General features: G+C 36.4%; 12 protein-coding genes. All 12 read left to right on the top strand.

Annotation, left to right across the window (positions count from 1 at the left end; genetic code table 11):
• Positions 1-39 precede the first annotated feature (39 nt).
• The 12 genes from DN394_RS04635 to cinA all read left to right on the top strand — a co-directional run bounded on the left by DN394_RS04635 (position 40) and on the right by cinA (position 12415).
• A complete protein-coding gene (locus DN394_RS04635) occupies positions 40-1107 on the top strand; it encodes a BMP family lipoprotein (protein ID WP_000730590.1) in 1068 nt (355 codons plus the stop codon).
• A gap of 108 nt (positions 1108-1215) precedes the next feature.
• A complete protein-coding gene (locus DN394_RS04640) occupies positions 1216-2748 on the top strand; it encodes an ABC transporter ATP-binding protein (protein WP_097914691.1) in 1533 nt (510 codons plus the stop codon).
• Positions 2741-3799 carry an ABC transporter permease gene (locus tag DN394_RS04645; protein WP_097914694.1) on the top strand — a complete coding sequence of 353 codons (1059 nt, stop codon included), beginning with the start codon at positions 2741-2743 and terminating at the stop codon, positions 3797-3799. Before DN394_RS04640 ends, DN394_RS04645 begins: the two co-directional genes overlap by 8 nt.
• Complete coding sequence (locus DN394_RS04650) at positions 3800-4759, top strand: ABC transporter permease (protein WP_000008847.1); 960 nt, start codon at positions 3800-3802, stop codon at positions 4757-4759.
• A 198-nt stretch (positions 4760-4957) separates the two neighbouring features.
• The gene (gene yfmF, locus DN394_RS04655; protein ID WP_046956496.1) at positions 4958-6232 is read left to right on the top strand and encodes an EF-P 5-aminopentanol modification-associated protein YfmF; all 1275 of its coding nucleotides are present in this window, start codon (positions 4958-4960) and stop codon (positions 6230-6232) included.
• Positions 6233-7519, top strand: coding sequence for an EF-P 5-aminopentanol modification-associated protein YfmH (gene yfmH, locus DN394_RS04660; protein ID WP_000411935.1), 1287 nt, complete (start codon positions 6233-6235; stop codon positions 7517-7519).
• A gap of 99 nt (positions 7520-7618) precedes the next feature.
• The gene (gene ymfI, locus DN394_RS04665; protein ID WP_000759593.1) at positions 7619-8332 is read left to right on the top strand and encodes an elongation factor P 5-aminopentanone reductase; all 714 of its coding nucleotides are present in this window, start codon (positions 7619-7621) and stop codon (positions 8330-8332) included.
• Between the two features lie 75 nt (positions 8333-8407).
• The gene (locus DN394_RS04670; RefSeq protein ID WP_000114455.1) at positions 8408-8656 is read left to right on the top strand and encodes a DUF3243 domain-containing protein; all 249 of its coding nucleotides are present in this window, start codon (positions 8408-8410) and stop codon (positions 8654-8656) included.
• A 139-nt stretch (positions 8657-8795) separates the two neighbouring features.
• Positions 8796-9581, top strand: a complete 786-nt coding sequence (locus DN394_RS04675; RefSeq protein ID WP_000574107.1) for a DUF3388 domain-containing protein — start codon at positions 8796-8798, stop codon at positions 9579-9581.
• 21 nt (positions 9582-9602) lie between these two features.
• The gene (locus tag DN394_RS04680; protein WP_000137490.1) at positions 9603-10514 is read left to right on the top strand and encodes a helix-turn-helix domain-containing protein; all 912 of its coding nucleotides are present in this window, start codon (positions 9603-9605) and stop codon (positions 10512-10514) included.
• Between the two features lie 63 nt (positions 10515-10577).
• Positions 10578-11156 (top strand): CDP-diacylglycerol--glycerol-3-phosphate 3-phosphatidyltransferase, encoded by a 579-nt coding sequence (pgsA, locus tag DN394_RS04685; RefSeq protein ID WP_046956497.1) that lies wholly within the window; start codon positions 10578-10580, stop codon positions 11154-11156.
• 20 nt (positions 11157-11176) lie between these two features.
• A complete protein-coding gene (gene cinA / locus DN394_RS04690) occupies positions 11177-12415 on the top strand; it encodes a competence/damage-inducible protein CinA (RefSeq protein ID WP_149293649.1) in 1239 nt (412 codons plus the stop codon).
• The last annotated feature ends 120 nt before the right edge of the window (positions 12416-12535 follow it).

Below are 12535 nucleotides of genomic sequence, written 5' to 3' on the forward strand. Positions count from 1 at the left end.
AATAAAGAGATATATATAATTTTAGGAGGGGTTTCTAGTATGAAGAAAAAAACAGGTCTTTTATTATCATTAACATTAGCAGCAAGTGCGGTTTTAGGTGCGTGTGGTAACTCGGATAAAGCGAGTAGCGACAAAAAAGAGTTCAAAGTTGGTATGGTTACAGATGTTGGGGGCGTTGATGATAAATCATTTAACCAATCAGCTTGGGAAGGTTTAACGAAATTCGGTAAAGACAACGATTTAAAGAAAAATGAAGGATATCGTTATCTTCAATCAAGTAAAGATGCAGACTATATTCCAAACTTAACAAAATTTGCGAAAGATCATTATAACACAACATTCGGAATTGGATTTTTAATGCAAGACTCGATTGAAAAGGTTGCAAAACAATATCCGAAAGAGCAATTTGCTATTGTAGATACTGTTGTGAAAGAGCCGAATGTAACAAGTATTACATTTAAAGACCATGAAGGTTCATTCCTAGTTGGTGCTGTAGCAGCAATGACGACAAAATCAAATAAAGTTGGATTTGTTGGCGGCGTGAAGAGCCCATTAATTACAAAGTTTGAATCAGGTTTCAAAGCTGGTGCAAAAGCAGTAAATCCAAATATCGAAATTGTAGCGCAATATGCAGATGCATTTGACAAACCAGAAAAAGGATCTGTATTAGCTTCAGCAATGTACGGTGGTGGAGTTGACGTAATTTATCATGCTTCAGGTGCAACTGGTAACGGTGTATTCACAGAAGCGAAAAACCGTAAGAAAAAAGGTGAAAACGTTTGGGTAATCGGTGTTGACCGTGACCAAAATCAAGAAGGTATGCCTGAAAACGTAACTTTAACTTCTATGGTAAAACGTGTTGATATTGCAGTAGCAAAAGTAGCACAAGAAGCGAAAGATGGTAAATTAAAAGGCGGTAAAGTAGAAGAGTTCGGATTAAAAGATGACGGTATTGGTATTGCGAAAACTACTGACAATGTGAAAAAAGTAAATCCAGAAATCTTAACAAAAGTAGAAGAGTTTGAGAAGAAAATCACTGACGGTGAAATTAAAGTACCTGCAACTGACGAAGAATATAAAACATATGAAGCTTCTCTAAAGAAATAATAATAGAGAAATAGCAAAGGTTAGTTCTTAGAACTAACCTTTGTATATATAAAAATACCTTTAATAGACTGCAATTGGGGAGTGTTCCCTGCTAGAAGGAGGAACAAAATGGAATACGTAATTGAGATGAACAATATTACAAAAGTATTCCCAGGTATTGTAGCGAATGATGATATTACGCTGCAAGTAAAACAGGGAGAGATACACGCTTTACTTGGAGAAAATGGTGCAGGGAAATCAACATTAATGAATGTACTGTTCGGTTTGTATCAACCAGAACAGGGAGAAATTAAGATTAAAGGAAAACCTGTAAAAATTACAAATCCGAATATAGCAAATGACCTTGGTATTGGGATGGTCCATCAGCATTTTATGCTTGTTCATAATTTTACAGTTACAGAGAATATTATTCTTGGAAATGAGCCGAAGAAAAAAGGAAGAATTGCTGTTGAAGAGGCTGCGAAAGAAATTAAACAATTATCTGAACAGTACGGTTTAGCAGTTGATCCAAATGCAAAGATTGAAGATATTTCGGTTGGGATGCAGCAAAGGGTTGAAATATTAAAAACGCTTTATCGTGGCGCGGAGATTTTAATATTTGATGAACCAACTGCGGTGTTAACTCCTCAAGAAATTCATGAGTTGATTCAAATTATGAAAAAGCTTGTGCAAGAAGGAAAATCTATCGTTCTTATTACACATAAATTGAAAGAAATTATGGAAGTTTGCGATCGTTGCACAATTATTCGTAAAGGTAAAGGAATTGGTACAGTTGACGTTGCGGACATGAATGAACATAAACTTGCAGAATTAATGGTCGGACGTCAAGTGAATTTTAAAACAGAAAAAATAGAGGCTAAACCGAAAGAAGAGGTTCTATCTGTTTCGAATATTGTCGTTCATGATGCACGGCAATTACCTGCTGTAAAAGGCCTTGACTTAACTGTTCGTGCAGGAGAAATCGTTGGTATTGCAGGGATTGATGGAAATGGACAAAGTGAATTAATAGAGGCAATTACTGGTTTACGAAAAGTTGAGTCAGGTTCTATTGCAATTAAAGGAAAAGAAATAACGAATTGGCCTGTTCGAAGAATTACAGAGGAAGGAATTGGTCATATTCCAGAAGATCGTCATAAACACGGTCTTGTGCTTGATTTTTCTGTTAGAGATAATATAGTTTTGCAAACGTACTATAAAAATCCATTCTCAAAGAAAGGGATTTTAAACTTTAGTCAAATTACACAAAAAGCAAAAGCGCTTATTGAACAGTTTGATGTGCGTACACCTGGTGAACATACATTAACTCGTGCACTATCTGGTGGAAACCAGCAGAAGGCAATTATCGCACGTGAAGTGGATCGTAATCCAGATTTATTGATTGCAGCACAGCCAACACGTGGTTTAGATGTAGGTGCGATTGAATTTATTCATAAAAAATTAATCGAGCAAAGAGATAAGGGGAAAGCAGTATTGCTTCTATCGCTAGAACTGGATGAAATTTTAAATGTAAGTGATCGAGTTGCTGTTATATATGAAGGGGAAATTGTAGCAATTGTTGATGCGAAAGAAACAAATGAACAACAGCTTGGTTTGTTGATGGCTGGCGGAACGGAGAAAGAGAAGGTGAATACAAATGGCTAAAAAATTTTTAACGGAGCGAACAATTAATATTTTAGTTCCTGTATTATCCGTTATTTTTGGTTTACTTGTTGGTGCCATTGTAATGTTATTTAGTGGATATGATCCACTTGTTGGGTATGCAGCGCTTTGGGAAGGAATGGTTGGAAATCCACAAGCAATTGGTGAAACATTACGTACGATGATTCCGCTTGTATTAGCAGGACTTTCTGTAGCATTTGCATTCCGTACAGGCCTTTTTAACATTGGAGTAGAAGGGCAGTTATTAGTCGGGTGGCTTGCTGCCGTTTGGTTTGGATATGCAGTATCATTACCGGCAATTTTACATATTCCGTTGTCAATTTTAGTAGCGGCAATAGCTGGTGGGCTATGGGGATTTATCCCGGGATATTTGAAAGGGAAATTTAAAGTAAATGAAGTAATCGTAACGATTATGATGAATTATATTGCACTTTACGTGACGTATGATTTAATTAAACGCTTTTTACATGAGGCGAATGAGAAGTCATATGATATAAAATCTAGTGCTTCTTTATCTTCTGAATGGTTATCTTCTTTAACAGATGGTTCTCGTTTGCACTGGGGGATTGTCGTAGCGATATTAGTAGCGATTATTATGTGGTTCTTATTGGACAGAACGACATTGGGATACGAATTGAAATCTGTTGGATTTAATCAACATGCTTCTCAGTATGCGGGGATGAAAGTTTCTCGAAATGTTGTACTATCTATGACGATTGCGGGTGCATTTGCAGGGATTGGTGGTGCTATGGAAGGGCTTGGTACATTCCAAAACATGACAGCGATGTCTTCGTTTACTGGTATCGGATTTGATGGGATTGCGGTAGCTCTACTTGGGGGGAATAATCCGTTTGGTATATTATTAGCGGCTTTACTGTTTGGTGGTTTGAAAAGTGCAGCCCCACAAATGAATTTTGAAGCAGATGTACCTTCTGAGTTAATTAACGTTATTATTGCATGTATTATTTTCTTTGTAGCGTGCAGTTATGTTTTACGCTGGGCACTTACACGCATGAGCAAGGAGGGGAAATAAATGAGCTTTTTAGATATTTTAGCCATTCTTGTGACGGGTACGTTATATACGGCAGCGCCACTTATTTTTACGGCGTTAGGTGGAGTGTTTAGTGAACGTTCTGGGGTTGTAAATATAGCATTAGAAGGTTTAATGTTATTTGGTGCATTTACTGGTATTGTTACAACGTTATTAATGGGTGATACGTGGGGAGCGATGACTCCTTGGATAGCTCTATTATTTGCAGCGATTGGTAGTGGGTTATTTGCACTTCTTCATGCGGTAGCATCCATTACATTCCGTGCGGATCAAGTAGTGAGCGGGGTAGCGATTAATTTCTTAGCTCTTGGTTTAACGGTATTTGCGATTAAGAAAATCTTTGGCAAAGGACAAACTGATTTCATTCAATATCGTATTGAAAAAATCGATGTTCCAGGTCTTTCGGATATTCCGGTAATCGGAAAAATCTTTTTCTCAAATGTACCGTTAACATCGTATATTGCTATTATTTTAGCGTTTGTCGTTTGGTATGTCATTTATAAAACGCCGTTCGGTCTTCGTCTTCGTGCGGTTGGTGAACATCCAATGGCAGCAGATACGATGGGTATTAATGTATATAAAATGCGTTATATTGCAGTTGCTATATCTGGAATGTTTGCAGGGGTTGGTGGAGCGGTCTTCGCTATGTCGATTTCTGGTAACTTCTCAGGTGCTACAATTACTGGACAAGGTTTCTTAGCGCTAGCAGCTATGATTTTTGGTAAATGGAATCCACTTGGTGCCCTTGGAGCGGCTCTGTTCTTCGGATTTGCTCAATCACTTGGAATAACAGGTGGTACGATTCCGGTACTAAAGGAAATTCCAAGTGTATTCTTAACGATATTACCGTATGTATTCACAATATTAGCACTTGTTGGTTTTGTAGGTCGTTCTGAAGCTCCGAAAGCGTTAGGAACGCCGTATGAAAAAGGAAAACGATAAGTATAAAAAAGCTCGCACATTAGTGCGGGCTTTTTTACATAGAATATATGTAATACGGAATTTTACTATGTTCCTTACATATGAAAGTTTTTAGAAAGAGCCTCATGTAAGTATAGTGAGGAAGAAAAGTTGATTTTTCATTTCTAAAAACTGTATATTGAAGAGGAATATTCCTATATACGTAAAGGAGGGCTATAAATGAAACTAATGGAACAACAGTTACATGAGTTAGGTGGTTTGCGAGTACATATTATTCCGACTGATAAATATAAAACAAATACTTTTGTATTTCGTTTTAAAGCACCTTTAAATGAGGAGACGGTGACAGAGCGTGCCCTATTGCCATACGTATTGCAAAGTGCGACAGAAAAGCTTCCTTCTGTAATTCGTCTTCGTCAATATTTAGAAGAATTATACGGATCTTCTTTGGCAGTAGATGTAAGTAAAAAAGGAGAAGACCATATTATCTCTATTTATGTAGACATTGCAAATGAAGTATATTTACATGATGCACCACCGCTATTTGAAAAAGCACTTTCTATGTTATCGGATATCGTTTTACATCCAGCAACAGAGGGGGATGGTTTTTTACCTTCTATCGTAGAAAGTGAAAAGAGAGCGCTCTTGCAACGAATTGAAGCTACGTACGATGATAAAATGCGCTATGCAAACGAGCGTTTAATTGAAGAAATGTGCAAAGTAGAACCGTATCGTTTAAGTGCACATGGGAAAAAAGAGAGTGTTTCTTCTATTACAAATGAAAGTTTGTATCAATATTATCAAAAAGTGTTAGCAGAAGATGAAATGGATCTATACATTATTGGTGATATTTCAGAAAACGCAGTGGATCTTGTAAGTAAGTATTTTTCTATTTCAGCGCGTCCTGCGAGAGAAAGAAATGTACTTCTTCATAAGAGAAATAATGAAGAAAAAGAAGTTGTTGAAAAACAAGAATTAAAACAAAGTAAATTACACATCGGTTATCGTACGTTTATTACGTATAAAGACGAAGATTATTTTGCACTACAATTGTTCAATGGATTGTTTGGAGGATTTTCTCATTCGAAGTTATTCGTTAACGTTCGTGAAAAAAATAGTTTAGCGTACTATGCGGCATCCCGCTTTGAAAGTCATAAAGGCTTATTGTTTGTCATGTCAGGGATCGAAGCGAAAAATTATGAAAAAGCTGTTGAGATTATTAAAGAACAAATGTTGGCGATGCAAAATGGTGATTTTTCTGAAGAAGAGATGCATCAAACGAAAAGTGTCATTCAAAATCAAATATTAGAAGCGATTGATACACCGCGCGGATTTGTGGAAATGCTGTATCATGGTATTATTTCAGACCGTACGCGTCCGGTTGAAGAATGGCTTTCAGGTATTGAAAGTGTGACGAAAGAAGAGATTGTGAAAGTTGCTAAAAATATTGAACTAGATACAATTTACTTTTTACATGGAACGGAGGGAGAATAAATGGAGAAAATTGTTTATGAGCAATTAAAAGAGACACTCTATTATGAAAAACTTCCTAATGGATTAGATGTATATATTTTACCGAAGCAAGGATTTAATAAAACATTTGCAACGTTTACGACAAAATATGGTTCTATGGATAATACATTCGTACCACTAGGTAAAGAAGAAATGATTCGTGTGCCTGATGGAATTGCTCATTTTCTTGAGCATAAATTATTTGAAAAAGAAGATCACGATGCTTTCCAATTGTTTAGTAAACAAGGAGCATCAGCAAATGCTTTCACATCTTTCACAAGAACAGCTTACCTGTTTTCATGTACATCAAATGTAGAACAAAATTTAAATACATTGTTAAACTTCGTACAAGAGCCTTACTTCTCTGAAAAAACAGTTGAAAAAGAGAAGGGGATTATTGGGCAAGAAATTCAAATGTATCAAGATAATCCAGATTGGCGCTTATACTTTGGATTAATTGATAGCTTGTTTGTAAAGCACCCAATTAAAATTGATATTGCAGGGACAATCGAGTCTATTAGTAAAATTACGAAAGACTTATTATATGAATGTTATGAAACATTTTATCATCCGAGCAATATGTTATTGTTCGTTGTGGGGGCAATTGATCCAGAGAAAACAATGGATTTAGTACGTGAAAATCAAGCGAAAAAAGATTATAAAAACCAGCCAGAAATTGTACGTTCATTTGAAGAAGAACCAGATGAGGTAAATGAAAAGAAGAAAATTATTTCCATGCCTGTACAAACACCGAAATGTTTAGTTGGTATTAAAGCGACAAATTTAAAAGAAAAAGGGAAAGCCCTTTTAAAACAAGAAATTGCGCTTACGTTACTTTTAGATTATTTATTTGGGAAAAGCTCCGTTCATTACGAATCTTTATATAATGAAGGTCTTATTGATGATTCGTTCTCGTATGATTATACGGAAGAGAATAACTTCGGTTTTGCAATGGTTGGCGGCGATACGAAGCAACCTGATGAGCTGGAAGAGCGTTTGAAAAGCATTTTACTAAATACAAATTATGATCAATTAGATGAGGTGGCATTAGAACGAGTAAAGAAAAAGAAAATAGGTGGCTTTTTACGCTCGTTGAATTCGCCGGAATATATTGCAAATCAATTTACACGATATGCGTTTAATGAATCTAGTCTGTTTGAGGCATTGACTGTATTAGAAAGTTTAACTGTTCAAGATTTACAAGAAGTAGCCAAATTATTATTATCAGAAGAGAAAATGAGTGTTTGTCAAGTTTTGCCGAAAAAATAAAAGATTTCATAATAATACCCTCATCTTATCATTGATAAATTGTAAGATGAGGGTATTATTTATAGGAGAAAGATTTTGTTGAGATAAGAGAGGAATTGTATGAAAAAGTATGCATTAGTAACTGGAGGAAGCGGAGGGATTGGCTCTGCTATTTCAAAACAATTAATTCAAGATGGATATACAGTATATGTTCATTATAATAACGGTGAAGAGAAAGTGAACGAGTTGCAGAAAGAATGGGGTGAAGTGATTCCTGTTCAAGCGAATTTAGCTTCTACTGATGGGGCAGAGCAGTTGTGGGAACAAATTGAACATCCTCTTGATGTTATCGTATATGCAGCTGGGAAGAGTATCTTTGGACTCGTAACAGATGTAACGAACGATGAATTGAATTATATGGTAGAACTTCAAGTGAAGAGTATCTATAAATTATTATCAAGGGCGCTGCCATCTATGATTCAGCGGAGAAGTGGTAATATTGTACTTGTTTCTTCTATATGGGGCCAAATCGGCGCATCATGTGAAGTGCTTTACTCGATGGTGAAAGGTGCACAAAATTCATATGTGAAAGCTTTAGCGAAAGAAGTTTCATTAAGTGGATTAAGGGTTAACGCGGTGGCGCCAGGTGCAATTGAAACGGAAATGTTACAAGTATTTTCAGAAGAGGATAAGAATGAAATTGCTGAAGAGATCCCGTTAGGCAGGTTGGGACTACCAGAAGAGGTAGCGAAAACAGTGTCATTCCTCGTATCACCAGGAGCATCTTACATAACTGGACAAATTATCGGAGTAAATGGTGGTTGGCATTGCTAAAAATTTCTTACATAAAAAATGAAAAACTGTACAAATTAAGCATGATTCTATTACTAAGTAGTGAGGTGCTTACACATGTCAGTTTTAGATAATTTTGATCAATGGAAGAGCTTTTTAGGAGAACGTTTAGAACAGGCATCAGGAAAAGGTCTTGATGGTGGTGCTGTATCAGATATGGCATTTCGTGTTGGAGATTATTTAGCAAATGAAGTAGAAGCGCGCAACGATCAAGAGAAATTATTGTCTGAGCTTTGGAAAGTTGCTGATGAACAAGAGCAACATACAATCGCAAACTTAATGGTGAAGTTTGTACAGCATAAGTAAAAAATAGAGAGGAGATTCTCCTCTCTATTTTTTTTGTATAATAATTGAACGGGATAGATTATACATTTAGCTTCCCTATTAAGGTGAAATCATATAATATAGTACGTAGGTGTAAAGTAAGCAAGGGGAGTGATCTTGGATGATTGAATGGTATTTTGAATATGAAATACATAAAAACCGACCTGGCTTGCTTGGTGACGTTTCTTCGTTAATCGGTATGCTCGGCATTAATATTGTCACAATTAATGGTGTAGATAATGCACGACGTGGATTACTCCTTATGTGTGATAATCAAGAGCAAATCTCTAGACTTGAATCAATTTTAAATACGATGGATAACATAACGGTAACGAAATATCGTCCGCCAAAGCTAAGAGATAAGCTAGCGGTTAGACATGGTAGGTACATACAACGAGATGCAGATGATAAGAAGACATTTCGATTTGTACGTGATGAATTAGGGTTACTTGTAGACTTTATGGCTGAAATAATGAAAAAAGAAGGTCATAAACTAATCGGGATACGAGGAATGCCTCGTGTCGGAAAAACAGAATCCATTGTTGCCGCAAGTGTTTGTGCAAATAAAAGATGGTTATTTGTATCATCTACTCTTATTAAGCAAACTGTTCGTAGTCAATTGATTGAAGATGAGTATAGCGACGACAATATTTTTATCTTAGATGGAATCGTGTCAACAAAGCGTGCTAACGAAAGGCATTGGCAGCTTGTTCGTGAAATTATGAGATTACCTGCAACGAAAGTTGTGGAACATCCTGACGTATTTGTGAGTCAGTCAGAATACACATTGGATGATTTTGATTATATTATCGAGTTGCGTAACGATTATGATGAAGAAATTCAATATAATTTAGTAGATGAAATTGAGCAAGGTACGCAAAATAATTTCTCTATGTTTGACTTTTAAAGAAATATTGAGGTGTTAGTAGTGACAGAATTAGGACAAAAGCTGAAAGAAGCAAGAGGAACGAAGGGCTTGTCTATGGATCAGCTGCATGAGATTACAAAAATTCAAAAACGCCATTTAGTAGCGATTGAGGAAGGCAATTATGATGTATTGCCAGGAGCTTTTTATGCGCGTGCATTCATTAAACAATACGCAGATGCGGTTGGGTTAAATGGAGAGGAACTGCTTGTAGAGTATCAGAGTACGATACCACAATCTGAAAAACGCGACGTTCCACAAGTATCAACAGGACAGAAAACACAAGAAACAATGCAAAAATCTTCATCATGGCCAATTGCAGATCATATGCCGAAAGTTTTAGTTGCGCTATTAGTAATTGCATTTGGAGTGGTAATTTGGTTTGTTTTCCAAGCGTTAACTGGAAAAGGTGATGAGAAAGTTCCGAATGCTCAAAGTGAGAAAATTGAAGTTAAAAAAGCAGAAAACTCTCCGTTAGATACGAAGAAAGATGAAGTGAAAGCGGAAGAGCCGAAAAAAGAGGAACCAAAGAAAGAAGAGCCAAAGAAAGAGGAACAACCAGCACAACCAACGGGACAAGAAGAAGTAAAAGTAGTTGGTACAACTGGTAAAGTATCTACTTTGGAAATTCATAACAATAAAACATTAGAACTGGAAATATCGGGTAAAGGTGCGAGTTATGTAGATGTTAAAGATGATGCGGGGAATGTGATTCTAAACGCTACAGTACAAGAGGGCCAAATAGAAAAACGTGATGTATCAACATTAAAAGAAGTGCGACTTAATATTGGGAATGCAACGAATGTTGAAGTTAAACTGAATGGCCAAGTGGTCGCTTATCCATTGGATCCAGAAAAAGAACTTCACCAAAGATTGGTGATAAAAAACCAAGGGATAGGGCAACCAGCACAATAATAGTCATCGCCTCGATGACTTTTTTCAATGAACAAATGTTTTTGATATGATGGAGGAATAGCTGTGAATTTACCAAATAAAATTACAATATCTAGAATCTTCTTAATTCCAATTTTTATGGTAATTATGTTAGCGCCCTTTGATTGGGGTTCATACACAATTGGTGATGTTGATTTACCAATTCAACATTTAGTAGGGGCACTTATCTTTATTATTGCTTCGGCTACAGATTGGATTGATGGACATTACGCAAGAAAGTATAATCTTGTAACGAATTTAGGGAAGTTTCTTGACCCGTTAGCTGATAAATTACTTGTTTCAGCAGCGCTTATTACATTAGTTGAGATGCAATACGTACCTGCTTGGATCGTTATTGTAATTATCAGCCGTGAGTTTGCAGTAACTGGTTTACGCCTTGTACTTGCTGGAACAGGAGAAGTAGTGGCAGCAAATCAGTTAGGAAAAATTAAGACGTGGACACAAATTATTGCAATTGCGGCGTATTTATTACACGATGTACCTTTAAATTTAATCCATATCCCAGTTGCTGATATTTTCATATGGATTGCATTAATCTTTACTGTTATTTCAGGGTGGGATTATTTCTGGAAAAATAGAGCTGCTTTTGTAAACTCAAAATAGAAGTTTATGGGGGAATTGGGATGAATGCTGAAATTATTGCGGTTGGAACTGAATTATTACTTGGACAAATTGCAAATACAAATGCCCAGTTTTTATCTGAAAAGTTAGCTTCAATCGGAATTAATGTGTACTACCATACTGTAGTTGGAGATAATAACAAGCGATTACAGCAGGCGATTGAAGTTGCGGAAGAACGTGCTGACATACTTATTTTCACAGGTGGATTAGGCCCGACAAAAGATGATTTGACGAAAGAAACGATATCTTCTAGGTTGGGTGAAGAGCTTGTATATGATGAAAAGGCATTAGCATCGATAAGCGAGTACTTTAAGCGTACAGGTCGCGAGTTCACAGAGAATAATAAAAAGCAAGCGCTCGTTTTGAATGGAGCAACTGTATTTGCGAATGATCACGGCATGGCACCTGGTATGGGGCTAAATAAGAACAGGAAAGTTTATATTTTATTACCAGGACCACCGAAAGAGATGAAGCCGATGTATATAAGTTATGTAGAGCCTTTTTTACGTAACTTTACAACAGGAGAAAACATTTATTCTCGTGTGCTTCGCTTTTTCGGGATTGGGGAATCTCAATTAGAAGTGAAAGTTCAAGAGTTAATTGATGGACAAACGAACCCGACAATCGCCCCCCTTGCGAATGATGGAGAAGTGACACTACGTTTAACTGCCAAACATCAAAATGCTGATGAAGCTGCGAAACGCATTCAGCATATGGAAGATTTGATTTTAGAAAGAGTAGGAAAATTTTTCTACGGGTATGATCAAGAGTTTCTGCATGATAAGGCGATAGAGTTATTGAAGAAAAAAGGATTAACTTTAGCGTGTGCAGAAAGTTTAACCGGTGGTCTCTTTGGCAATCAAGTAACAGAAAGTGCTGGTGTGTCTTCAGTATTTAAAGGCGGTATCATTTGTTATCATAATGATGTGAAGCAACATGTTTTACATGTACCTGCGGAAGTGTTGTCTACTGATGGTGCAGTTAGTAAAGAATGTGCTCGTTATCTTGCTGAAAATGTTAAGGGCTTATTAAAAGCGGATATCGGAATTAGTTTCACTGGGGTAGCAGGACCGGATGCTTCAGAACATAAAGAGCCGGGAACAGTATTCGTTGGATTGGCGATTAAGGATGAACCAACTGTAGTCTTTCCTCTTATTTTAAGTGGAAGTCGTCAACAAATTAGGGAACGTTCGGTGAAATATGGATTTTATCATTTATATAAAAAGCTAGAAGAGATATAAGTTTCTTCTAGCTTTTTTTATGGTTAAACTCATTTTTATTTAATGGAAAATAAAAAAATCGAATAAATGTTCGATTTTGTTGGCAAATTGAATTGAAAATAGGTATAATAAGATTAGCAA

Origin of the sequence: Bacillus sp. BB081, assembly GCF_008368895.1 — a bacterium.
GTDB lineage: Bacteria > Bacillota > Bacilli > Bacillales > Bacillaceae_G > Bacillus_A > Bacillus_A wiedmannii.

Bases quoted from the DNA above. Each gene is read 5' to 3' on its own strand.
- DN394_RS04635 (WP_000730590.1), top strand. From the start codon at position 40: ATGAAGAAAAAAACAGGTCTTTTATTATCATTAACATTAGCAGCAAGT.
- DN394_RS04640 (WP_097914691.1), top strand. From the start codon at position 1,216: ATGGAATACGTAATTGAGATGAACAATATTACAAAAGTATTCCCAGGT.
- DN394_RS04645 (WP_097914694.1), top strand. From the start codon at position 2,741: ATGGCTAAAAAATTTTTAACGGAGCGAACAATTAATATTTTAGTTCCT.
- DN394_RS04650 (WP_000008847.1), top strand. From the start codon at position 3,800: ATGAGCTTTTTAGATATTTTAGCCATTCTTGTGACGGGTACGTTATAT.
- yfmF (WP_046956496.1), top strand. From the start codon at position 4,958: ATGAAACTAATGGAACAACAGTTACATGAGTTAGGTGGTTTGCGAGTA.
- yfmH (WP_000411935.1), top strand. From the start codon at position 6,233: ATGGAGAAAATTGTTTATGAGCAATTAAAAGAGACACTCTATTATGAA.
- ymfI (WP_000759593.1), top strand. From the start codon at position 7,619: ATGAAAAAGTATGCATTAGTAACTGGAGGAAGCGGAGGGATTGGCTCT.
- DN394_RS04670 (WP_000114455.1), top strand. From the start codon at position 8,408: ATGTCAGTTTTAGATAATTTTGATCAATGGAAGAGCTTTTTAGGAGAA.
- DN394_RS04675 (WP_000574107.1), top strand. From the start codon at position 8,796: ATGATTGAATGGTATTTTGAATATGAAATACATAAAAACCGACCTGGC.
- cinA (WP_149293649.1), top strand. From the start codon at position 11,177: ATGAATGCTGAAATTATTGCGGTTGGAACTGAATTATTACTTGGACAA.